This window comes from Streptomyces sp. bgisy130, from assembly GCF_057708345.1.
In genome coordinates, this window is sequence record NZ_JBYISA010000020.1 from 40,500 (window position 1) to 64,324 (window position 23,825).

17 protein-coding genes and 2 pseudogenes are annotated in these 23,825 nt (G+C 72.6%); 18 read left to right on the forward strand and 1 reads right to left on the reverse strand.

All coding sequences use genetic code 11. The features are described 5' to 3' along the window. Positions 1-295 precede the first annotated feature (295 nt). The 13 genes and pseudogenes from AC3EUV_RS24075 to AC3EUV_RS24135 all read left to right on the forward strand — a co-directional run. A complete protein-coding gene (locus AC3EUV_RS24075; protein ID WP_432143334.1) occupies positions 296-1,306 on the forward strand; it encodes a FecCD family ABC transporter permease in 1,011 nt (336 codons plus the stop codon). Continuing rightward, positions 1,303-2,373 carry a FecCD family ABC transporter permease gene (locus AC3EUV_RS24080; RefSeq protein ID WP_432143333.1) on the forward strand — a complete coding sequence of 357 codons (1,071 nt, stop codon included), beginning with the start codon at positions 1,303-1,305 and terminating at the stop codon, positions 2,371-2,373. The genes AC3EUV_RS24075 and AC3EUV_RS24080 overlap by 4 nt, the downstream gene beginning before the upstream one ends. Continuing rightward, complete coding sequence (locus tag AC3EUV_RS24085; protein ID WP_432143332.1) at positions 2,370-3,182, forward strand: ABC transporter ATP-binding protein; 813 nt, start codon at positions 2,370-2,372, stop codon at positions 3,180-3,182. The genes AC3EUV_RS24080 and AC3EUV_RS24085 overlap by 4 nt, the downstream gene beginning before the upstream one ends. Positions 3,183-3,252: 70 nt before the next feature. Continuing rightward, entirely contained in the window at positions 3,253-4,257 is a 1,005-nt protein-coding gene (locus tag AC3EUV_RS24090) for an ABC transporter substrate-binding protein (RefSeq protein WP_435603880.1), read from the forward strand. A gap of 91 nt (positions 4,258-4,348) precedes the next feature. Further along, the gene (locus tag AC3EUV_RS24095; protein ID WP_435603881.1) at positions 4,349-5,539 is read left to right on the forward strand and encodes an ATP-grasp domain-containing protein; all 1,191 of its coding nucleotides are present in this window, start codon (positions 4,349-4,351) and stop codon (positions 5,537-5,539) included. Continuing rightward, on the forward strand, positions 5,536-7,338 hold the full coding sequence (locus AC3EUV_RS24100; protein ID WP_435603882.1) for an IucA/IucC family protein: 1,803 nt from the start codon (positions 5,536-5,538) through the stop codon (positions 7,336-7,338). The genes AC3EUV_RS24095 and AC3EUV_RS24100 overlap by 4 nt, the downstream gene beginning before the upstream one ends. Beyond that, complete coding sequence (locus tag AC3EUV_RS24105; RefSeq protein ID WP_435603883.1) at positions 7,335-8,645, forward strand: MFS transporter; 1,311 nt, start codon at positions 7,335-7,337, stop codon at positions 8,643-8,645. The genes AC3EUV_RS24100 and AC3EUV_RS24105 overlap by 4 nt, the downstream gene beginning before the upstream one ends. After that, positions 8,633-10,414: an IucA/IucC family protein gene (locus AC3EUV_RS24110; RefSeq protein ID WP_435603884.1), complete on the forward strand. Its 1,782-nt coding sequence runs from the start codon at positions 8,633-8,635 to the stop codon at positions 10,412-10,414. The genes AC3EUV_RS24105 and AC3EUV_RS24110 overlap by 13 nt, the downstream gene beginning before the upstream one ends. After that, positions 10,411-11,658 carry a type III PLP-dependent enzyme gene (locus tag AC3EUV_RS24115; protein WP_435603885.1) on the forward strand — a complete coding sequence of 416 codons (1,248 nt, stop codon included), beginning with the start codon at positions 10,411-10,413 and terminating at the stop codon, positions 11,656-11,658. The genes AC3EUV_RS24110 and AC3EUV_RS24115 overlap by 4 nt, the downstream gene beginning before the upstream one ends. Before the next feature lie 163 nt (positions 11,659-11,821). Next, a complete protein-coding gene (locus AC3EUV_RS24120; protein ID WP_432143325.1) occupies positions 11,822-13,054 on the forward strand; it encodes an NAD(P)/FAD-dependent oxidoreductase in 1,233 nt (410 codons plus the stop codon). 144 nt (positions 13,055-13,198) lie between these two features. Continuing rightward, positions 13,199-17,491 (forward strand): bifunctional nitrate reductase/sulfite reductase flavoprotein subunit alpha, encoded by a 4,293-nt coding sequence (locus AC3EUV_RS24125; RefSeq protein WP_435603886.1) that lies wholly within the window; start codon positions 13,199-13,201, stop codon positions 17,489-17,491. A gap of 167 nt (positions 17,492-17,658) precedes the next feature. Next, positions 17,659-17,868, forward strand: a complete 210-nt coding sequence (locus AC3EUV_RS24130; RefSeq protein ID WP_432143323.1) for a hypothetical protein — start codon at positions 17,659-17,661, stop codon at positions 17,866-17,868. A gap of 244 nt (positions 17,869-18,112) precedes the next feature. Continuing rightward, positions 18,113-18,873, forward strand: a pseudogene (locus AC3EUV_RS24135) (phosphoketolase family protein); the annotation flags it as partial. Position 18,874: 1 nt separating this feature from the next. Here AC3EUV_RS24135 and ligD read toward each other — a convergent pair. Then, a pseudogene (gene ligD / locus AC3EUV_RS24140) lies at positions 18,875-19,003 on the reverse strand (non-homologous end-joining DNA ligase LigD); the annotation flags it as partial. A gap of 605 nt (positions 19,004-19,608) precedes the next feature. On the opposite strand from ligD, the gene AC3EUV_RS24145 reads away from it, so the two are divergent. The 5 genes from AC3EUV_RS24145 to AC3EUV_RS24165 all read left to right on the forward strand — a co-directional run bounded on the left by AC3EUV_RS24145 (position 19,609) and on the right by AC3EUV_RS24165 (position 23,816). Beyond that, positions 19,609-20,445: a hypothetical protein gene (locus AC3EUV_RS24145; protein WP_432143322.1), complete on the forward strand. Its 837-nt coding sequence runs from the start codon at positions 19,609-19,611 to the stop codon at positions 20,443-20,445. 97 nt (positions 20,446-20,542) lie between these two features. Beyond that, positions 20,543-20,941 (forward strand): DUF7144 family membrane protein, encoded by a 399-nt coding sequence (locus tag AC3EUV_RS24150; RefSeq protein WP_435603887.1) that lies wholly within the window; start codon positions 20,543-20,545, stop codon positions 20,939-20,941. A gap of 22 nt (positions 20,942-20,963) precedes the next feature. Continuing rightward, positions 20,964-22,355 (forward strand): DUF2252 domain-containing protein, encoded by a 1,392-nt coding sequence (locus AC3EUV_RS24155; RefSeq protein WP_435603888.1) that lies wholly within the window; start codon positions 20,964-20,966, stop codon positions 22,353-22,355. A 138-nt stretch (positions 22,356-22,493) separates the two neighbouring features. Beyond that, positions 22,494-23,465 (forward strand): non-homologous end joining protein Ku, encoded by a 972-nt coding sequence (ku, locus tag AC3EUV_RS24160; RefSeq protein WP_435603927.1) that lies wholly within the window; start codon positions 22,494-22,496, stop codon positions 23,463-23,465. Between the two features lie 123 nt (positions 23,466-23,588). Continuing rightward, positions 23,589-23,816, forward strand: a complete 228-nt coding sequence (locus tag AC3EUV_RS24165; RefSeq protein WP_042160310.1) for a DUF6458 family protein — start codon at positions 23,589-23,591, stop codon at positions 23,814-23,816. Positions 23,817-23,825: the final 9 nt, after the last annotated feature.

Here is a 23,825-nt window from a genome sequence, read left to right on the forward strand (position 1 = left end):
CCCACCAGAGAAACACGGTGACTCCGCACCTGCAATGGAGACACCGTCGGGGAGTCAACCCGGAGGCATCCTCGGCTCTTGACGTGCCCTCATCGAGGAGCGGTCGGCGGAGTGGGCGGAGCGAGGGAGGGGTAGGTCACCCCAGGTCGGAGCCCTGAGTGTGGCAGCGGGACGCCGGCCGCCCGACAAAAGGGATAGTTGATCATTTACCGAACACCCGCTTGCAATATTAGGTATGCCTAACCTAATGTAACGACGCGTGTCGACGACCAAACCTCCTGCCACCGCACCCCCCGTGCCCGATGCGCCTCCCGCCGCGAACGCCCTGCGGCGCGTCCCGCTGTTCGTGGCCGGGCTCGGTGCGCTGGCGGTCTGTGCCGCCCTGAGCCTCGCCCTCGGCGCCCGCTCCGTACCGCTGGCCACCGTATGGGACGCGCTGACCGGCGCCGTCCACGGGCCGGACGCACTGGTGGTGACGGGGCTTCGGGTGCCGCGGACCGTGGTGGCGCTCGCGGTCGGCGCCGCGCTCGGGGTCGCCGGAGCGGTCGTCCAGGGCATCACCCGCAACCCGCTCGCCTCCCCGACGACGCTCGGCATCAACGCGGGCGCGGGCTTCGCGGTGGTCACCGCGATCTACGCACTCCATCTGACCCGTCCCGTGCAGTACCTCTGGTTCGCGTTCGCGGGCGCCGCGGCCGCCGCGCTGTTCGCCCAGGCACTGGCCCGGCGCGCCGGTGACCTCGACCCGGTACGCCTCGCGCTGGGCGGCACCGTGCTGCAACTCGTCCTGCTGTCCTGGACGTCGACGGTCATGCTGGCCAGCAAGCGGTCGCTGGACGAGGCCCGGTTCTGGCTGGCCGGTTCGCTGGCCGAGCGCCCGCTGGAGGTGCTCTACCCGGTGCTGCCGACCCTGGTGATCGGCCTGGTCATCGCGCTGGCCCTCGCCCCCGCCCTCAACGCCCTTGCGCTGGGCGATGATTCGGCGCAGGCGCTGGGCGTGCCGGTGTCGCGGATCCGCACCGTCGGCGGCCTGGCCGTCGTGCTGCTCGCCGCGTCCGCGGTGGCCGTGGCCGGTCCGCTGGCCTTCATCGGACTGGCCGCACCGCATCTGGTCCGCCAGGTGCTGCGCACCGCCGACCACCGGGTGCTGGTGCCCGGCTGTCTGATCGCCGGTCCGCTGCTGCTGCTCACCGCCGACATCCTCGGACGGCTCGTCATCCGGCCCTCCGAGCTTCAGGTCGGCATCATCAGCGCGTTCCTCGGCGCGCCGCTGCTGGCGCTGCTGGCCCGGAAGGTGGCCCGATGAACGACGTCGTACGGAGCGCGAAGCCGCTCGGCTCCCCGTCGCCGGCCCCGGCCACCGGACGCGGGCCCGGACGCGGCCGGACCCCGCTGCTCACGGTCGCCGGTCTGGTGGTGCTCTGCGCGCTGGTGACGGTGTCCGTGGCCAACGGTGAGATGCCGCTGCCGCCCGTCGAGGCGGTCAAGGGGCTGTTCGGTGCCGGTGAGGCCGGCACGGTGCTGGTGGTCCAGGAGTTCCGGGCCCCGCGGATGGTCGCGGCGATCGTCGCGGGGGCGGGGCTGGCCGTGGGCGGTGCGCTGTTGCAGCGGCTGTTCCGCAATCCGCTCGCCTCCCCCGATGTGATGGGAGTGACCGGCGGGGCCTCGTTCGGCGCGGTCGCGATGCTGGCCGCCGGGGCCTCGCAGGCAGTGATGCCGCTGGCCGCGCTCGGCGGCGGGCTGCTGGCCGCGGTGCTGCTGGGAGTCTTCGGCTGGCGCTCCGGCACCAGCGTGACGCGCCTGGTGCTGGTCGGGCTCGCCGTACAGGCCGGTCTGTCCGCGGCGGTGACCTTCATGGTCGTCAGCTTCCCCACCGAGCTGGCCGGTTCGGCCCTTCAGTGGACCACGGGCTCGGTCTACGGGCGGACCTGGACCGAGGTGTGGTCCGCAGGCGGGGCGGTGACCGTGGGACTCGCCGTCGCCTTCCTCCTGAACCGCCGTCTCGCCGTCCTCGACCTGGGCGACGACTCGGCCGGCACGCTCGGCCTCAACACCCACACCGCCCGGCTTCAGATCCTGGTCATCGCCATCGTGCTGGCCTCGCTGGCCGCCGCGCTGACCGGACCGGTCGCCTTCGTGGCGCTGGCCGTGCCGCACATGGTGCGGTTCCTCGCCGGGCCGCCGACCGCCGGGACGCTGGCCCTGTCCGCCCTCGCCGGTGCCGTACTGCTGCTCGCCTCCGATCTGGTGGCGCAGTATCTGCTGCCCGTCAGCGGTCTGCCGGTCGGGGTGGTCACCGCCACTCTGGGCGCGCCCTGGCTGCTGGTGCTGATGATCCGTCAGAGCAGTTCCGTGAACAGGAGTGTCCGATGACCGCCAACCAGCTCTCCACCCACGGACTCGACCTGCGCTACGGCGACCGGCTGATCGTCGGCGGCCTCGACCTGGTGCTGCCCGGCGGCGCCGTCACCGCCGTCGTCGGCCCCAACGCCTGTGGAAAGTCCACCCTGTTGCGCGGGCTGACCCGGTTGCTGGCACCGGCCGCCGGCACCGTCGCGCTGGACGGCGCCGACATCCACCGGATGCCGGCCCGGGCGCTGGCCCTGCGGATGGGGCTGCTGCCGCAGCAGCCGGTCACCCCCGACGCGATCACCGTCGAGGCGCTGGTACGGCTCGGCCGCTACCCGCACCAGCGGCTGCTGAGCCCCTGGTCGACGGCGGACCAGAACGCGGTGGAGGAGGCGCTGCGGCGCACCGGCACCGAGGAGCTGCGCCACCAGCCCGTCGACCAGCTCTCCGGCGGCCAGCGGCAGCGCGCCTGGATCGCGCTCGCACTGGCCCAGGACACCGATCTGCTGCTGCTCGACGAGCCCACCACCTTCCTGGACCTGCGGCACCAGCTCGATGTCCTCGACCTGGTCGCCGCGCTGCACTCCGAGGCGGGCCGCACCGTGGTGATGGTGCTGCACGACCTCGGACAGGCCGCCCGCTACGCGGATCATCTCGTGGTCCTCAAGGACGGGCAGCTGGCGGCGGCCGGCGCCCCGGCGGACGTACTCGACGCGGAGCTGGTCAAGTCCGTGTTCGACGTGGACTGCCGGGTGATCCCCGACCCCGAGACCGGCACCCCGCTGGTCGTCCCGAAGGGCAGCGCGAAACGGCACACCGCCGTCACCGCCTGACCCGAACCCGCTCTCCCCCACGAGCACTTCCCTTTCCGCTCCCCCTGAAGGAAGTCGAACCCTCATGCTCATGAGCTCTGCTGTTTCCGGCCGCCGGCTGCCGGCCGCCCTGCTCGCCGCCACCGTCGGCGCCGCGACCCTGACCGCGTGCGGCGGCGGGGCGTCCAAGGACGGCGACGACGCGGCGAAGGGCGGCGCCGGCTTCCCGCGCACCGTCAAGAGTGTCCAGGGCGGCGACGTGAAGATCCCGGCCAAGCCCAAGCGCGTGGTGGTCCTGGACACCGGTGAGCTGGACGACGTCACCACGCTCGGCGTCAAGCCCGTCGGCGCGGTCTCCCCGCACATGAAGACCGAGGGCGGCTTCCCCACGTACCTCAAGGACGAGATCGGCGGCGTCAAGGACGTCGGTCCACTGCTGGAGCCGAACCTTGAGAAGATCGCGATGCTGAAGCCCGATCTGATCCTGTCCTCCAAGGTCCGGCACGAGAAGATCTACGACAAGCTCCAGGCCATCGCGCCGACCGTCTTCACCGAGACCACCGGCGGCCCCTGGAAGGCCAATCTGAAGGTCCACGCCAAGGCCCTGGGTCTGGAGAAGCAGGCAGACCAGAAGCTGAAGGCGTACGAGACCCGGGCCAAGGCGCTGGGCGAGGCCATCAAGAAGAAGAACCACGGCAAGATGCCGTCGGCCTCCGTGGTCCGCTTCGTCGCCGGCCCGACCCGCCTCTACCAGAAGTCCTCCTACAGCGGCGTGGTCCTCAACGACATCGGCCTGGCCCGGCCGAAGTCCCAGAGCTCCACCGACCCGGTCAAGACGATGCTCGACGTCAGCCCGGAGCAGATCGACAAGGCCGACGCCGACCTGGTGTTCGTGACCGTCGCGGACGAGCCGGACAAGACCCAGCAGAAGGACGTCACGTCCAACCCGGTCTGGAAGGACCTGAAGGCCGTCAAGGACGACAAGGTCTTCAACGTGCCGGACGAGACCTGGATGTCCGGCATCGGCATCCAGGCGGCCGAGCACATGCTCGCCGACGTGGCGAAGGCCGCCGGCGTGCCGCTGCCGAAGGGCTGATCCGCCCGCCCACCAGGGGGTGGGCCGCCGTCCCCCGGCCCGCCCCCGCCCCGATCCCCCGCACCACCTCGACCCCGAAGGGGCCCCGCTCATGCGGATGTATCTGCTCGCCCTCAACCCCACCGACTCGGTCACCGATGGGTTCCTGCCCGCCGCCGCCCGCCTCGGCCTCGATCTCACGATCCTGACGGATCAGCCCGAAGCGCACCGGCGGGTCTCCCCGCAGACCGAGGTCCTGGAGTGCGACGTCCATGACTTCCGTGCCGTCATCACCCGCATAGCGAACCACCACCCGGCCGCCGCGGTCTTCACCAACAGCGACCATCTCCAGACCCAGGCGGCGCTGGCCGCCGACTACTTCGGGCTGCCCGGCAAGGACTGGCGGGCCGCGCTGCGCGCCAAGAACAAGGCCGAGATGCGCCGCCACCTCGCCGTGGCGGGCGCCGACACCGTACGGTCCGCGGAGCTCGCCGCCGGCGAGGATCCCACCGCGCTCACCGCCGCCGGCCTGCCCTACCCGTGCGTCATCAAGCCCCGCGAGGGCGTGGCCAGCGAGGATGTGGTGCTGGCCGAGGGGCCGGACGAGCTGGTGACGCTCGCCAAGGAGATCCAGGCGCGGCGCCCGCAGGCGGCGCTGGTCGCCGAGGAGTTCCTGGAGGGTGAGCTCTACACCCTGGAGACCCTGGGCGACGGCCGCGTACGGCATGTCCTGGGCGGTTTTCACACCACGGTCTCCGCCCCGCCGGCCTTCATCGAGGAGCGGCTCGACCTCGTCGCCGCCCACCCCGAGCCCGTGGTGGCGCAGGTGCTGGCCCAACTGGACGCGCTGGGCGTCGGGTTCGGTGCCTGCCACACGGAATTCGTGGTCCACGAGGGCCGCGCGCGGCTCATCGAGGTGAACTACCGCGTCATCGGGGACCAGTGCGACCTGATGCTCGCCGAGGTCCTGGACATCCCCCTGTTCGAGCACATTCTGCGGACCCATCTGGGCGAGCCGCTGCCCGCCGACCTCGGCGCGCGGCGCGACGGAGCGGGCCGGGTGGACTACGCCTGCGCCGACCGGGCCGGGACGCTCACCGCGGCGCCCGCCGCCGTGGACCGGACGGTGGACGGCGTACGGCTGACCTACCGGCCGCTGCGCGAGGTCGGCACCGAGCACCCGCACTACCGCACCAACCGCGACTACCTCGGCGTCCTGCGGGCCACCGGCACCGACCGGAGCGCCGTGGACCGGGTGTCGGAGGCGTTCCTCGCGGCCGAGCGCTGGGAGATATCGTCGTGACCGCCGCGCTCGACACCGCCACCGGCCGGGCCCCGGCCGCGGCGGACGCCGAGGAATCCGGACTGCTGCTGCGGGTCCTGGGCGCGCTGCTGCGCGAGGACGTGGTCGGTCTGCGCACCCGTGGCACGCTGCTGGAGCGGCCGGACGGCCGCTGGCTGCGGCTGCCCGCCGACGAGACCGCCGGGGCGCTGCTGCTGCCGCTCGGCGAGGACGGCTACCAGAGCACGTACACGGCGCGGCTGCCGCTCCTCGTGCGGGAGTCCGACGGCGCCCGGCTGACCACGGTCGACGAGGTCCTCACGGCGCTCCACGCGCTGGCCGATCCGGCCGACCGCGAGGGCTTCGACGCCTTCGCCGAGGAGTGCCGCCAGACCCTGGAGACGATGCGGCTGCACACCCGGACCCGGGACGAGGCCGAGGACGAGCTGATGGTGCGTCATGGCGCGGACCCGGCCGGCTGGCTGGGGCTGAACGGCGGCCTGGCGTACGACACGCTGGCCGCGCGGCTCGACCACCCCGTCTATCCGACCGCCCGCGGCCGGTCCGGTCTGACCGAAGCCCAACTGCGCGCCTACGCACCGGAGTTCCGCCCGGACTTCGCGCTGCGCTGGCTCGCCCTGCCGCGCGCCGCGGTCACCCTTCCGGGCGGCGAGGCCACGCTGCCCGCCTGCTGGCCGACGCCTGCCGAGCTGGGCCTGGCCCACCTCGACGCCAGCCATCTTGCCCTCCCCGTCCACCCGTTGACGCACGGCGACCCGCTGGACGGTGCGCTGCGCGAATCGGGTCTGGCGGGCGAGGCGGTGCTGTCCGAGCGCGCCGTGGTCGACGTCGTCCCCACCCTGTCGATGCGCACCGTGGCGCTGGACGCCGATCCCCGGCTCCATCTGAAGCTGCCGCTGGCCACCGCCACGCTGGGCCTGCGGAACCGGCGCACCATCAAGCCCGGAACGCTGATCGACGGCGCGGCGGGGCAGCGGCTGCTGGAGACCGTGCTCGCCCGCGAGCCGCGCTTCCGGGAGTCGGTCCTCCAGGCCGACGAGACCGTCTACGCGCACGCCGGTCACGAGCTGCTGACCGTGCTGTGCCGCCGCTACCCCGCGGGGCTGGACGGCAGTGCCGTGGTGCCGATGGCCGCGCTGCTGAGCCGGGCGCCCGGCGGGCGGCTGGTGATCGACCACCTCGCGGACCGCTTCTACGGCGGCGATCCGCTCGCCCTGCTGGACGCCTGCCTCACCCTGCTCTTCGACTGGCAGACCACGCTCTTCGGCTACGGCATCGCGCTGGAGTCCCACCAGCAGAACATCTCGCTGGTGTGGGACCGCACGGCGGACGGCACCCGGCTGCGGCTGCTGTTCAAGGACAACGACGGGCCACGGATCAACACCGCCCGGCTGCGGGACACGCTGGGAGCCGACGCCCCGGAACCGTCGGACTTCGCCGACCCCCGGATCTTCGCCGACAGCGACCGGCCGGTGCTGGACCTGTTCACCACCATCACCGTCCACCTGTGCGCCGGTTCGTACGCCTTCGGGCTCGCCCGGCACGGACGGGCGCCGCTCGCACGGCTGCTGGGTCTGGTCCGCGACCGGCTCGCCGAGGCCGTCGAACGGCTGGGCACCGCCCCGGGCGAGCCGGGCGCCGCGCTGCGCGCCTCCGTCCTGGACGCCCCGCACCTCCCCATCAAGGCGATGGTGAGCGCCGGGACGCTGCTCTCCAAGGAGCGTTCGGGCGCGGCCGACATCAACAAGCACTACACCACCGGCCCCAACTACCTGCTTCCGACGGGGACTTCCCGATGAGGACCACCACTTCTCGCCCGGTCGAACCGGCTGTCGTCGAAACCAAGGACCGTCCGGGCCTCGGCCGCCGCCAGGTGCACGCCGTGGCCGGCTGCTACTTCGTGGCGTCGTTCGCCGCCCTCGGCCTGCCGCCGTATCTCACCGAGATCCTGCCCGAGTTCGGCGCCGACGCCGCCCGGTGGGCCGGACTGCTCTACATCATCCCCACCATCTTCGGCGCCATCGGCGCACCGCTGTGGGGGCGGCTCGCGGACCGCTTCGGACGCAAACGCCTGTTGTTGCGCGCGCAGTTGGGGCTGGCGGCGGCGTTCCTGCTGGCCGGCTGGGCCGACTCGATGAGCACCTTCATCGCGGCGCTGGTCCTCCAGGGCATCCTCGGCGGCACCTTCGCCGCGTCGAACGGCTATCTCGGAGCGGCGCTCGAAGGCAATGCGCTGTCCCGGGCGCTCACCCTGATGCAGGGCAGCGCCCGTGCGGCCCTGGTCTTCGCCCCGATCGTGGTCGGCTCGCTGACGCCGTGGCTGTCGCCGCACCGGCAGTACGCCCTGCTGGCCGTGCTGCCGCTGACCGCGGCCGTGATGCTGGCGGCGCTCCCGGAGCCGCCGCGGGTCCGCACCGGCGCACCGCAGGCCGCCACCGCGGAGGTCGACGCGGACGGCACATCGGCGGTGGAGACGGCCGCGGCCGAGGCCGCCGCGGCCGAGCACTCCGGGCCCGCCCCGCGGTCCTCGCTGCGCGCCCTCTACGCCCTGGAGTTCGCCTTCGTCTTCTCCACCGTCATCTCCTTCCCCTACCTGATCTCCCTCATCAAGGAGCGGATTCCGGGCACCGACCCCATGGTGTCCGGCGTGCTGTTCGCCCTGCCCCACATGTGCTACCTGGTCGCGGCGATGGCGGTGCACGCCGTCTTCCGCACCCGCCCCCGGCTCGGTATCGGTATCGGCTTCGGCTGTATCGCGCTCGGTCTGGCCGGACACGGCCTGGTGGACTCGCTGACCGGCTTCGTCGCGGTCCGTCTGGTGCTCGGTACCGGGCTCACCCTCGGTCTGGTCTGTCTGTCCGTACTGGCCGCGGACTGTGCCAAGGGCCGGTCCCCCGGTGGGCTGTTCGGCTCGATCGAATTCTTCTCCAAGGCCGGTGCGGTCGCCGCCGGTGTGGCCGCCGCGGCCGGCAACGACTGGTTCGGCCCGACCGCGCCCGTCCTGACCGGCACCGCGATCGCCCTGGTCACCGTCCTCGCGACCGCCGCCCCTGTTCTGCTCTCCCGCCTCCCCCGCACCCGCAGGAGCCCGCGATGCCTCCGCTGACCAATTCCCCCGGCCCCGCCGTGGCACCCGCCGCGCCCGCCGGTCTGCCCACCGCCGATCAGGCCGTGGCGCACACCCTGCTCAACTGCCTGCTGCGCGAGGTGTCCGGACCCGAGCACCAGACCGCTGTCGACAACGGGCAGTTGCTGATCCGGTTGCCGCGCCGCGGTGTGCTGCTGCGGGTCGCGCTGCGCCGTACCTCGCTGCTCGGCGCGCACCGGTTCACCGGCCCGGTGGCCGAACAGACCGCCGACGGCTGGGCCGAGGTGGGCTGGCGCCGGCTGGCCGAGTACGTGCACGCCGAGCTGTCGTTGCGGACCGGCGTGGACAACGAGGAGTTCCTGGCCCAGATCGCCTCCAGCCACCAGGCCGTCTCCGCGGCGCTGGCGGCCCGTACGGAGCCACACCCGGCCGCCGGGGAACGGGACGCGGAGGACTGGCAGACCGCCTATGTCTCCTCCGAACAGTCGCTGATCCTCGGCCACCGCTTCCACCCGACGCCCAAGGCCCGCACCGGCGATCCCGCCGCCTGGCAGTCGTACGCGCCGGAGACCGGGGCCGCCTTCCCGCTGCTGCTGCTCGCCGTGCGCGCGGAACTGATCGCCGAGGAAGCGGCCGACGAGGACGCCACCGCCCCGCTGGACGCGCTGCACACCGAGGTCCCGGACGGCTACCGGCTGCTGCCCGTCCACCCCTGGCAGTACGAGCTGCTGCGCGAGCACGCCGGTCTGCGGGCGGCGCTGGAGCGCGACGACATCCGTGTCCTGGGCACCGGCGGGGCGCCGTTCGCCGCCACCGCGTCCGTGCGCACGCTCTACGACGGCGCGGCGTTCCTCAAGTTCAGCCTGAACGTCCGGATCACCAACTGCCTCCGGAAGAACGCCAGTTACGAGCTGTCCGGGGCGATCGCCCTCACCCGGCTGCTGGCGCCGGCGCTCGCCGACCTCGCCACCCGGTTCCCCGGCAGCGCGGTGCTGCGCGAGCCCGCCTACCGCAGCCTGGCGCTGCCCGGCGCAGACGGCCGCCCGGACACCGAACTGCTCGAAGGGTTCGGCGTCATCGTCCGCGAGGGCCTCTCCCAGCGGCTGCTGCCCGGCACCACCCCGCTGCTGGCGGCCGCCGTCGCCGATGAGTACCCCACCAGCGAGGCCCATGTCTCCCGGCTCCTGGACGGCGCCGGACCGCAGGCCGCACTGGACTGGTGGGCCGCCTACCTCAATCTGCTGCTCCCGCCGGTGCTCGCCGCCTACTTCGACCACGGCCTGGTGCTGGAGCCGCACCTTCAGAACGTGCTGGTCTGCGTCGACGGCGACGGGATGCCCGCCCAGGTCCTCTTCCGTGACCTGGAGGGCACCAAGCTGGTCCCCGAGCACCACGCCGAACTGCTGGCGTCGCTGCCCGAGCCGGTCGCCGCCCCGATGACCTACGACGCCCAGCGCGGCTGGGACCGGGTCGTGTACTGCCTGCTGGTCAACCATGTCGCCGAGATGCTCGCCGCGCTCGCCGATCTGCACCCGGGCACCGAGGCGGAACTGTGGGCGCAGGTGCGCCGCACCCTTCAGACCCACGCGGACCGGTACGGCTGCCCGCCGCGGCTGGCCGCCCTGCTGGCCGGTGTCCCGCTGCCCGCCAAGGCCAATCTGCTCACCCGCTGGGAGCGCAAGGCCGACCGTGAGGCCGGCTATGTCCTGCTGCCCTCGCCGCTGGCCGAGGCCGTTCTGTCCGGTGCCGTGCGCGCCGACGACACCACCCCCTGGAGCACCCGATGACCACCCCCGGCCTCGCCCCCACCGCCGCGGTCCGCGACCGCGTCCAGGGCCTCGCGTCCGAGGAACTGCCCGCCTACGTCTACGACCTGACGGCGCTGCGCACGCATCTGGCCCAGGTCCGGGCCGCGCTGCCCGAGCGCGTGGAGTTGTACTACGCGGCGAAGGCCAACCCGGAGCCGGAGATCCTGGGCGCGCTGCGCCCGTACGTCGACGGCTACGAGGTCTCTTCGGGCGGCGAACTGGCGCACACCGGCAAGGCCGTGCCCGGCGCGCCGCTCGCCTTCGGCGGACCGGGCAAGACCCCCGCGGAGGTCGCCCAGGCGCTGGAGTGCGGGGTACAGCGCTTCCATGTGGAGAGCGTGTACGAGATCCATATGCTCGCGAACCTGGCCGCCCGGCTCGCCCCGGAGCGCCGGATCGCGGTGCTGGCGCGCTTCAACCTGCCGGTCGACGACGGTTCCCTGGACGGCAGTTCGCTCGCCATGGGCGGCCGCCCGACCCCCTTCGGACTGGACCCGGACCAGGCCGGTGAGGTCGTCGCGCTGCTCACCGACGGCACCTATCCGCACCTCGAACTCCGCGGAATCCACGCCCACTTGGCCAGCGGCCTGGAGGCGCCCGAGCAGTTGGGCGTGGCGGAGGCGATCGTGACCTGGGCCACCACGCTGGCCGCGGAGCACCGGATTCCGCTCTCCGAGGTGACCATCGGCGGCGGTATGGCGGTCGACTACGCCGCGCCGGAGCGCCGTTTCGACTGGACCGCGTACGGCGCGGGACTGGCCCGGCTCGCCGCGGCCCACCCCGGCCTCACCCTGCGGATCGAGCCGGGGCGGGCGCTGACCGCGTACTGCGGCTGGTACGCCACCGAGGTGCTGGATGTGAAGCACAGCCACGGCGAGGAGTTCGCCGTGGTGCGCGGCGGCACCCATCATCTGCGGACCCCCGCGACCAAGGGCCACGACCAGCCCTGCACGGTGCTGCCGTCCGACGCGCCCTGGCCGCACCCCTGGCCCCGGTCGGTGGCCCAGGGGAACCAGGTCACCGTCACCGGGCAGCTGTGCACCCCGAAGGACGTACTGGCCCGCGCGGTCCCGGCGCCGGGGCTGCGGGCCGGTGACCGGGTGGTGTTCGGGGTGGCCGGGGCGTACGCCTGGAACATCTCGCACCATGACTTCCTGATGCATCCGCGCCCCGGCTTCCACTTCCTCGGCGGTGCCGCAGGGGAAGCGGCAGGGGAGGACTGAGGCATCCCCGGCCCGGCGGTCTCGCGCAGTCGTACGGGTGCCCCGGCAGGTCCGCCACCCCCGCGGGACGGGGGTGACGGCCACACCATCGGCGGTGCCTGCCGGGGCCCCGGGCGGGAACGGATGACGGGATGACCGATCGTCCGAAGGAGCTGAGCAGGACATGGGCCGGAACACGGCATTCTTGATCGCGGGGGCGGGGCTGGCCGGCGCCAAGGCCGCGGAGACGCTGCGCAAGGAGGGCTTCGACGGCCCGCTCGTGCTGCTGGGCGACGAGCGCGAGCGGCCGTATGAGCGGCCGCCGCTGTCCAAGGGCTATCTGCTGGGCACCGCCGAGCGGGAGTCGGCGTTCGTCCATCCGCCCGAGTGGTACGCGGAGCACGAGGTCGAGCTGCGCCTGGGCCAGGCCGTCACCGCCCTCGACCCGGCCGGCCACGAGGTGACCCTCGCGGACGGCAGCCGGCTCGGCTACGCCAAGCTGCTGCTGGCCACCGGCTCCACCCCGCGCCCGCTGCGGGTGCCCGGTGCGGACCTCGACGGGGTCCACTACCTGCGGCGGCTGCCGGACAGCGACCGCCTCAAGGAAGTCTTCGGTTCCGTGTCCCGGGTCGTGGTGATCGGCGCGGGCTGGATCGGCCTGGAGACCGCGGCCGCCGCGCGCGCCGCCGGGGTCGAGGTGACCGTGCTGGAGGCCGCGGCGCTGCCGCTGCTGCGGGTCCTGGGGCCCGAGGCGGCCCGGATCTTCGCCACCCTGCACACCGATCACGGGGTCGAGCTGCGCTGCGGCACCCAGGTCTCGGAGATCACCGGCACGGGCGGTGCGGTGGACGGTGTCCGGCTGGCGGACGGCAGCCTGATCGGCGCCGATGCGGTCATCGTCGGCGTCGGGATCACCCCGAACAGTGAGCCGGCCGCCGCGGCGGGGCTCAAGGTCGACAACGGTGTCGTGGTGAACGAGCGGCTGTGCTCCTCCCACCCGGACATCTTCGCGGCCGGCGATGTCGCCAACGCCTACCACCCGGTCCTGGGCCGGCAGCTGCGCGTCGAGCACTGGGCCAACGCCCTGCACCAGCCGCAGACTGCCGCCCGGGCGATGCTGGGCCAGGACGTCCGCTACGACCGGCTGCCGTACTTCTTCACCGACCAGTACGACCTGGGCATGGAGTACACCGGATACGCCGAGCCGGAGGGCTATGACCAGGTCGTCTTCCGCGGGGACACCGATGCCCGGGAGTTCATCGCCTTCTGGCTCTCCGGGGGACGGGTGCTGGCCGGGATGAATGTGAACGTCTGGGACGTCACCGGGCCGATCAAGGCTCTGGTGCTGAGCGGGCAGGCGGTCGATCCCGAGAAGCTGGCCGATCCGGCCGTGCCACTGGACTCCCTGGTGCCCTGAGAACCGGGCCCCCGCCCGGTTCTCACGGAGCGCCTCCGGTGACTGTGTGGCCGCCGTAACGACTGGTGATCGCTTGATGTGACACCCGGTTAACGGGCCGTTCGTAGGGTCGGAACAAGCTTCCGACCACGAAGGGAACCGTCCGTGACCGCACCGGAACCGCTGGCAGAGCGCCTCACGCAGGTGCGGACGGCGTGCTCGTACTGCGGGGTCGGGTGCGGGATCGTGCTGGATGTCGCGACGGACCCGGAGGGGCGGCGGACGGTCCGCAAGGCGGCCGGGGACAAGGCCCACCCGGCGAACGGTGGACGACTGTGCACCAAGGGCGCGACCAGCGCCGAGCTGCTCGCCGCGCCGGGGCGGCTGTCGGCCGCCCTGGTGCGCGCGGACCGCGGTGACGAGCCGGTGGCCGAGGCGATGACGGCGGCGATCAAGCAGACCGCCGGGCGGCTGCGCGAGATCGTCGACGCGCACGGCCCGGACGCGCTGGCGCTGTACGTGTCCGGCCAGATGACGCTGGAGGCCCAGTACTTGGCGAACAAGCTCGCCAAGGGCTTTGTGCGCACCCGGCACATCGAGTCCAACTCCCGGCTGTGCATGGCGAGCGCGGGCAGCGGCTACAAGCTGTCGCTGGGCGCGGACGGCCCGCCCGGCTCGTACCAGGACTTCGAGCATGCCGAGGTCTTCTTCGTCATCGGCTCCAACATGGCCGACTGCCACCCGATCCTCTTCCTTCGGATGATGGAGCGGGTGAAGGCGGGCGCCAAACTGATCGTGGTCGATCCCCGCCGTACCGCCACCGCGGCCAAGGCCGATCTGTTCCTCCAGATCGCGCCGGGTACGGATCTGGCGCTGCTGAACGGTCTGCTGCATCTGCTGGTCGAGAACGGCCGGGTGGACACCGAGTTCATCGCCGAGCACACCGAGGGCTGGGAGCCCATGCCGGCCTTTCTCCAGGACTATCCGCCGGCCCGGGTCGCCGAGCTCACCGGGATTCCGGAGGCGGACCTGCGCCGGGCCGCCGAGTGGATCGGCGCGGCGGATGACTGGATGAGCTGCTGGACCATGGGGCTGAACCAGAGCACCCATGGCACCTGGAACACCAATGCCCTGGTCAACCTGCATCTGGCGACCGGTGCGATCTGCCGGCCCGGCAGCGGCCCGTTCTCGCTCACCGGCCAGCCCAATGCGATGGGCGGCCGCGAGATGGGCTATATGGGGCCGGGGCTGCCGGGACAGCGGTCGACGCTGGTGGCGGAGGACCGTGCCTTCGCCGAGGAGCTGTGGGGCCTGGAGCCGGGGACGGTGCGGGCGGACGGGCCCGGGCAGGGCACCGTCGAGATGTTCCGGCGGATGGCGGACGGCGACATCAAGGCGTGCTGGATCATCTGCACCAACCCCGTCGCCTCGGTCGCCAACCGCCGGACGGTCATCGAGGGGCTGGAGGCCGCGGAGTTCGTGGTCGCCCAGGACGTCTTCGCGGAGACCGAGACCAACGCCTACGCCGATGTCGTCCTGCCCGCGGCCATGTGGGCCGAGTCCGAGGGCGTGATGGTCAACTCGGAGCGCAATCTGACGCTGGTGCAACCGGCCGCGGACCCGCCGGGCGCGGCCTGGCCGGACTGGCGGATCATCGCGGAGATCGCCTGTGCGATGGGCTACGAGGACGCCTTCACCTATCACAGCGCGGAGGAGATATTCGCGGAGATCAAACGCGCCTGGAACCCGCGGACCGGCTATGATCTGCGCGGAGTGACGTATGAGCGGCTGCGGGACACCCCGGTGCAGTGGCCCAGCGCGGCCGTCGACGGGCCCGACCGCAATCCGGTGCGCTACCTCAACGACGGCGTCAGCCAGACCCTGGACGAGCGGCCCGACGGCACCCGCCCCCGGCTGTCCTTCCCCACCGCGAGCGGCCGGGCAATGTTCTTCGCCCGGCCGCACCTCCCGGCGGCCGAGATGCCCGACGACGACTTCCCGTATGTGCTGAACACCGGGCGGCTGCCCCACCAGTGGCACACCCTGACCAAGACCGGCAAGGTCGGCAAGCTGAACAAGCTCAACCCGGGCCCGTTCGTGGAGCTGCATCCGCAGGACGCCGCGGCGCTGGGCCTCGCGGACGGTGACACGGTGGAGGTCGCCTCGCGGCGCGGCCGGGCGGTGCTGCCCGCCGTGGTGACCGACCGGGTACGGCCCGGCAACTGCTTCGCGCCGTTCCACTGGAACGACCTGTTCGGCGAGTACCTCAGCGTCAACGCGGTGACCCATGACGCGGTCGATCCGATCTCCTTCCAGCCCGAGTTCAAGGTCTGCGCGGTGTCGCTGGCCAGGGTCGCGGCCGCCCCGGGGCAGCCGCAGGGCGGGGCGGGCGCCGGGCGGGCCGGCGACGGGTCCGGGGCCGGGGCGGACCAGGACCTCGACGCGGCGAGGGCGGTGCTGGCGGGGGTGTTCCGGCTCGGCGAGCCGGCCCCGCCGGTGCTGGCCGACCACGAACGGCGCTATCTCGCAGGCTTTCTCGCCGGGCTGGGCTCCGGGCCCGCCACCGCCGTCGGCACTCCCGTGCTGCCGTCCCACGCCCCGTTCAGCCCGGAGAGCGCGCTGTGGGTCAACGGTGTCCTGGCCGGGATGTTCTCCCGCACGCCGGACACCCGTCCGGCGACGGCGGCGGACCCGGCAAAGGCTCCCGCCGGAGCGGCCGGTGCCCAGGCCACCCGTACGGTCGTCGTCCTGTGGGCCTCCCAGACGGGCAACGCGGAGGAGGTCGCGGCCGACACGGCCCGCCGGCTGACCGGCAGCGGACGGGCGGCGACGCTGCTGAGCATGGACGACAGCGCACCGGCCACCCTGCCCCGCGGCGCCGATCTGCTCATCGTCACCAGCACCTTCGGCGACGGCGACGCCCCCGACAACGGGTCCGGCTTCTGGGAGACCCTGAACGCGCCGGACACGCCCCGGCTGGACGGGATGCGCTACTCCGTCCTCGCCCTGGGCGATTCCTCCTACGACGACTTCTGCGGCCACGGCCGCCGGCTCGACGAACGCCTCGCCGAGCTGGGCGCGAAGCGGCTGGTGCCCCGTACGGACTGCGAACCGGACTATGAGCAGCCGGCGGGGCAGTGGCTCGACCAGGTCCTCACGGCCCTGGAGGACGGCGCCGAGGCGGAGGGCGGTGCGGAGCCGGACGGCGGCGGGGAGGCTCAGGCCGGCGGGGCGGCGGACGGCGGTGCCGGGGCGGGCGCCGCGGCCGGGACGCCGGGGACGGTCCCGGCGCCCGCCGCCCCGGCCCGGGCGCCGGGCGGCCCCGCCCGGCCCTCCAAGGCCGCGCCCGCCACCGCCCGCCTCGTCGGCAACGACCTGCTGAGCCGGGCCGGGGCCACCAAGGAGGTGCGGCAGTTCACCTTCGACACCCGGGACGGCGACGGCACCCCGCTGGACTACGAGGTGGGGGACGCGCTCGGCGTGCTCCCGCGGAACTGCCCGGACCTCGTCGCGGAGTGGCTGGCCGTCACCGGTCTCGATCCCGCCGCCCCCGTCGAGCTCCCGGGCCCGGGCACGGTGCCGCTGGGCGAGGCCCTGCACCGTCATCTGGACATCGCCAGGATCACCCCCGCACTCCTCCGGCTGGTCACCGAGCGCACCGGTGACCGGGTCCTCAAGAAGCTGCTGCGGCCCGACAACAAGGGTGAGCTGGCCCAGTGGACCTGGAGCCGGCAGGCCGTCGATGTGCTCGCGGAGTTCCCGGTCCGGGCCGGTGCGGCGGAGTGGGCCGCGCTGCTCCCCCGTCTCCAGCCCCGGCTGTACTCCATCTCGTCCAGCCCGCTGACCGATCCCGGGCTGCTCCGGCTGACGGTCTCCGTGGTCCGCTACGAGAACCGCGCGGGCCGCCCCCGCAAGGGCGTGGCCTCCACCTTTCTGGCCGATGCCGAGCCGGGCAGCCCGGTACCGGTCTTCGTCCAGCGCGCCGCCCACTTCCGTCCGCCGGCCGACCCGGCCACCCCGATGGTGATGGTGGGCCCCGGCACCGGCGTCGCGCCCTTCGTCGGCTTCCTGGACGAGCGGCGGGCCCGTGGCCACCGCGCCCCCAACTGGCTCTTCTTCGGGGAGCAGCGGCGCGCCACGGACTTCTACTACGAGGACGCGCTCGACCGGCTGCGCCGCGACGGCCTGCTCACCCGGCTGGACACCGCCTTCTCCCGCGATCAGCGGGCCAAGGTCTATGTCCAGGACCGGATGCGCGAACACGGCGCCCAGCTGTGGTCCTGGCTCCAGGACGGCGCGCACTTCTATGTGTGCGGTGACGCGTCCCGGATGGCCAAGGACGTCGACCGCGCACTTCGGGACATCGCCGTCGCGCACGGCGGCCTGGCGGAGGAGGCGGCCGCCGGTTACGTCAAACAGCTCGCCGCCGACAAGCGCTACGTCCGCGACGTGTACTGAGGCGTCCACGGGGCCCGCACCCTCGTAACGCACCCTTCCGGCCGGGCCGTTCGCCCGCCCGGCGTCTCCCCCGTACCGGCGCGCGGCTCCTGAGCGCGCCCCGCGTTGATGTCCTGAACGGGCCGACCCCGGGCACTGGACGGACGATGGAGAGGAAGGAGAGCGCTATGACCCTGATGACCGCTGACACCATGACCACCGAACCGGAGCCCAAGGGGCCGGGGCCGGTGCCGAGCAAGCCCGAACCGGTGCCGCACGACCCGGGCCCCGGCGAGCCGGTCCCCGCCGCGCCGGAACCGGACGAGCCGGCACCGGCACCCGAGGAGCCGCCCGGCGCGGAGCCGGGCGAGCACCCGGCGCCCGAGCCACCCGACTGACCCCGGGTACCGCCGCCCGGCGCACGGCAGAGCCCTGCCCGGGTCGGCGCCCGCACCGTGCCCGCGATGACACGCCCGATGCACGCCCCCCTGAGGAGGAGCTGAGCATGCACGACGCGGAATCCCCGGCCGGAACGACAGGAGCTGTTCGACGAGGGCGGCCGGCCGCGTCCCGAGGTGCTGGCGGGTGTGCCCGAGGGGTCGCGCCGGCTCGGTGCCTCTCCGCACGCCAACGGCGGTCTGCATGGTCAACCAGCACATCAAATGGCTGCGGACCGCGCGCCGGCTGCCCTGGCGGCGGCCCCTCGCCTCGCTGAACTACCTGCTCACCTCACACGTCTGGCGGCAGGACCACAACGGTTCTCGCACCAGGACCCCGGCTTCGTCGAGCACATCCTCAACAAGAGTCCGGAGGTGGTCCGGGTCTATCTGCCGCCGGACGCCAACACCCTGCTCGCGGTGGCCGACCATGCGCTGCGCAGCCGTGACTACGTCAATGTGATCGTGGCCGGCAAACAGCCGGGCTTCGACTGGCTCACGCTCGACGAGGCCCGCGCCCATTGCGCACGCGGCGCCGGTGCCTGGCAGTGGGCGGGCACCGAGGACGGCAGCAGCGACCCCCAAGTGGTGCTGGCCTGCGCCGGGGACGTCCCCACCCAGGAGACGCTGGCCGCCGCCGGGCTGCTGCGCCGGCATCTGCCGGAGCTGGCGGTGCGGGTGGTCAATGTCGTCGACATGGCGCGGCTGCTGCCGTCGGGGGCGCATCCGCACGGTATGCCGGACCCCGAGTACGACGCGCTGTTCACCCGCGACAAGCCGGTCATCTTCGCCTACCACGGCTACCCGTGGCTGATCCACCGGCTCTGCTACCGCCGCGCCGGACACGCGAATCTGCATGTCCGCGGCTACCAGGAGGAGGGCACCACGACCACGCCCTTCGACATGGTCGTCCGCAACGATCTCGACCGGTACCGGCTGGTGATGGACGTGGTGGACCGGGTGCCCCGCTCTTGCCGTCCAGCGGCACGAGGACGTGCAGGCCCTTCGATCCCGTGGTCATCAGGGCTGCGGGCAGCCCGAGTTCGCCGAGCAGTCCGCAGAGTTGCCGGGCGGCCTCCCGTACGGCTTCGAAGTCCGGGCGCGGTGCGGCCGTTCGCCGTCCGTGTCGCCGGGCGGTCCGGGGCGTCGCACAGTGAGGAGGTACCTCGCGGAGTCCGTACGCCGTGTGCCGCATGGCCGGCGCGGGATCGGCAAGGAGAACCAGCATGCCGCGCGGAGCGGGCGCCGGGCGCCCGGCCGCGGAGGAGCGACGTGTGAGGAGCTCATGACGGTGCGACAGCCAGCACGACCGCCGGGCATCACCCATCCGGACCCGGTCCCGCCCACGCCGGGCCCGGGCCCCGGGCCACCAGGACCCATGCCGGGCCCGGGACCCGGCCCGGTCCCCGCACCCGGCCCCGATCCGGTGCCCCCGCAGCCACCACGTCCCGAGCCGGACCCGGTCCCGCCCCATCCGACGCCGGGACCGGAGCCCGGCCCCGCACCCGATCCGCTCCCGGCCCCTGGCACCGCGGGACGGACCGCGCCACCCGGCACCTCCGTCCCGCCCGCCCCGGAGTTGCGGGGTACGTCCGCACCACGCTGACGAGGCAGGCCCCGGCGGTCCCCCGACGGACCGCCGGGGCCTGCCCGTGGGTCAGTGCCCGCGCCGACCCACCGGACAGGTTCTACGCTCGGCGGGTGCGGAATTCCGAGGAGCGTGCCGAGGGTGCGGGACCGTTCGTCTCCCGGCTGACCTGGCGCCTCGAAGAGGGCGGCACCGCCGTCTGGGAGTCGCGGGCGGCCCGTAAGCGCGGGACGCTCGCCGTACGGCCCGAGGGCGCCACCGAGACCCGTGCGCGGCGCGCCGGCCCCGCGGCGCTCGACCGGCTGCGCAGGCTCAACGGCGTGGCCGCGGTCTCCTTCACGGTCGGCGGGGCCCTCTTCGCCCTCGGCGCGGCGCTCGCCCAGCTGAGCGCCAGCCCGACCACCAGCGCCACGATCTACTTCGTCGGCGGGGTGTTCTTCACCCTGGGCGGCTATGCCTCACTCGTTCAGGCCATCAACGCCCCGCGCCGGGAGAGCACGGCCGGTGCGCTGACCACGCACCACTTCCGGTGGTGGAGCTACGAGCCGGGCCGGATCGACTGGCTCAGTACGTTCGTGCTGTTCGCGGGGACGCTGGTGTTCGGCGTCAATCTGCTGGACTCCTTTCTCCAGGGGCTCACGTCCCAGCAGCTGAACCGGCTGGTCTGGGCGCCCGACATGATCGGCTGTCTGCTGTTCCTGATCTCGGGTCATCTGGCGATCGCCGAGATCTGCCACGGCCGGCCGTGCGTCCACCGGCGCAGCCTCGGGTGGTGGATCGTCGCGGTCAATCAGCTGGGGTCGGTGCTCTTCATGGTCTCCGCGGTGGCCGCGTTCACCCGTCCGGAGACCGGCAGTGAGATCAGCGTCGGTGTCGCCAACTGGGGCACTCTCACGGGAGCCCTGTGCTTCGCGGTGGCCGGGGTGCTCCAGGGCTTCGAGCGTCCCTGACATGCGGCCGACCGGACCCTGTGTAAACGTGGAAAACACTGCTGGTCACCGGCGGGTCCGGTAAGGACGGCCAGGTTTCTCAAGTGAGGAGTGACCCATGGCCACTCAGAAGCGATATGTGGGCGGCTGGACGGCGTTCGCCGCGGTCCTGATGATTTTCGGTGGCGCGATGGCCTTCCTGGAAGGCATCTCCGCCATCGCCAAGGACAATGTCTTCGTCACCACGCAGAACTACGTCTTCTCCTTCAACCTCACGGGCTGGGGATGGATCCATCTCATCCTGGGCATCGTCATCCTGCTCGCGGGCGTCGCACTGCTCGCGACCGGGGCGATGTGGGCACGGATCATCGGTGTGATCCTGGCCGGCCTGGGGGCGCTCGCGAACTTCCTGTGGATTCCGCACTACCCGTTCTGGGCCATCGTGCTGATCGCCATCGACATCTTCATCATCTGGGCGCTGTGTACGGATAACCACCGCCACGCCGCCACCAGGTGAGCTGAACCCTCCGGCACCGGCCATGGCTACCGGACCCACCGCACAGGAACGCGCAGAACAGGGCAGGGCACTTCGCTCCGAAGTGCCCCGCTCCCATCATGCGGAATTCCGGCCCACCGCCGACCGCGCCGACCCGGTGGACATCATCGAGCGGCAATCCGCGGTCCGGGTACCGGAGTTGGTACCCATCCGCTACGGGCGGATGCTGGAGTCGCCGTTCCGCTTCTACCGCGGTGCCGCCGCCATCATGGCGGCGGATCTGGCGACGACCCCGTCAACGGGGCTGCGGACCCAGCTGTGCGGGGACGCCCATCTGCTGAACTTCCGGCTGCTGGCCTCCCCCGAGCGGCATCTGATGTTCGACATCAACGACTTCGACGAGACCCTGCCCGGGCCGTGGGAGTGGGACGTCAAACGGCTGGCGGCCAGCTTCGCCATCGCGGGCCGCGGCAACGGTTTCAGCGAGACGGTCCGGGCCGGCATCGTCCGGGCCGCCTGTGCGTCCTACCGCGACCGGATGCGCCAGTACGCCGGCCTGCGGACCCTGGAGGTCTGGTACGCCCATGCCGACATGGCCGACGTGCAGGCCGAGGAGGCGCAGGAGCTGGGCAGCAGGGGCCGGGCGGGGCTGGCCCGGGTCATCGCGGAGGCCCGTACGCACGACACCGTGGAGGCGTTCCGCAAGCTGACCAAGAAGAGCGGCGGGCGGGCCCGGATCGCCGCCGATCCCCCGCTGATCGTGCCGCTGGACGATCTGCTGCCGGAGGTGGAGCGCGAGGAGCTGGAGGACCGGATCCGCGGGCTGATCCAGGGCTACGCCGGCAGTCTGCGCTCGGACCACCGGCGGCTGCTGGAGCAGTACCGGGTGGTCGATGTGGCCCGCAAGGTCGTGGGCGTCGGCAGTGTGGGCACCCGCTGCTGGATCGTGCTGCTGCTCGGCAAGGACGCGGACGACCCGCTGCTGCTCCAGGCCAAGGAGGCCGACGAGTCGGTGCTCGCCCCGTACGCCGGCGCGTCCGTCCACCCCAACCAGGGCGAACGCGTCGTGACCGGCCAGCGGCTGATGCAGGCCGCCAGTGACATCTTCCTCGGCTGGGAGAGGGTCTCCGGGATCGACGGCCGCCAACGCGACTTCTACGTACGCCAGCTGCGCGACTGGAAGGGCATCATGCCGGTGGACATGATGGTGCCGACGGGCATGCGGCGGTTCGCGGTGCGCTGCGGTGCCACGCTGGCCCGCGCGCACGCCCGGTCCGGCGACCGGATCGCGATCGCCGGCTACCTCGGGCAGGGAACGGTCTTCGACGAGGCGCTCGTGCGCTTCGCGGAGCGTTACGCGGACCAGAACGAGCGCGATCACCAGGCGCTCGCGGACGCGGTCCGGGAGGGCCGGGTCACCGCCCGGCCCAGCTGAACCGGCGGAAGGCGCCGCAGCGGCGAGGGGCATCCGCGGCCGCCGCCACCCGTTCGGCGCACCCGGTACCGCCCGGGATGTACGGTCCGTCCGCCCCGCCTAGCATGGTGCCGAATGGCTCCGATGAAGGCGGCCCCCATGCGCCCCACGGCGAAGTTCTCCATCAGCTTCGGCCTGGTCACGATCCCGGTCGCCGCGTACAACGCCACGGACACCTCCGCGTCGGTGAGCTTTGTGCGGATCCATACGGCGGACGGCGGACGGGTGCGCAACCAGCCGGTGTGCTCGCTGGAGGGCGTGGAGATCACCCAGGACGAGATCGGCCGGGGGTACAAGCCCGGGGACGGCGACACGGTCGTCCCGCTCAGCGACGAGGATCTGGACGCGCTGCCGCTGCCCACCGCGAAGACCCTGACGATCCTGGCCTTCGTCGCCGGCGGCGACATCGACCCGCTACAGATGGGCAAGGGCTACTACCTGGGCATCGACAGCCCCGCCGCGGCCAAGCCCTATGTGCTGTTGCGGGAGGCAATGGAGCGGCATCAGCGCGTCGGGCTCGGCAAGATCGCGCTGCACGGGCGGGAGACCCTCGCGATGATCCGCCCGATGGAGGGCGCGCTGGTCATGCAGGTGCTGCTGTGGCCGCACCAGATCCGTTCGATGGACGGGGTGCTGCCCGAGCGGCAGGCGGAGGTCGCCCGCAACGAGGTGTCGGCCGCCGAGGCCCTGATGGACTCCTTCGGCGAGCTGTCCGAGGACGATCTGCACGATCACTACCGGGAGTCACTCGAAGAGATCGTGGCGGCCAAGCTGGCGCACCGCGAGCCGGAATTCCCGGCCGGCGAGGAGCAGCCCGCTGGAGAGGTCATGGACCTGATGTCGGCGCTTCAGGACAGCGTCCGGGCGGCCAAGCGGTCCCGCGGCGAGGACGAGGAGGCCGGCCCGGCGTCCGGCCGTACCGCGAAGAAGAGCGCGGCGAAGAAGAGCACCGCGAAGAAGTCCACCGCCACCGAGACCGCCGCCACCAAAACCGCCGCCAAGAAGTCCGCCGCCAAGAAGCAGACCGCGGCCAAGAAGACCGCGAGCAGGGGTGGGCGGAAGGCCGGCTGAGCCTCCCCCGGGGCCCCGGGCCGCCGGTGGCCGCCCGCCCCGGCTGTGCACATAAGGCGTCCGCCGCGGGGTACGCGAGCGTCATCAGGCCTTACTGCCCATACAGTTATGGAGGCTGACGCCATGGGTATCGGCGGATGCATCGGTCTGCTCGCGGTGGGGGCGATTCTCACCTTCGCGGTGGACTGGCACATGGCCGGCATCAACGTTGACCTGGTCGGCATCATCATGATGATCGTCGGCATCATCGGGCTCGCGACCTATGTGAGCATTCTGAAGCGGCGGCGCACCCAGCCGCCGTCCCCGGGCGCCCCGGTCGTCGATGTCGAGGACACCCGCTACTACAAGTAACTCCCGGTC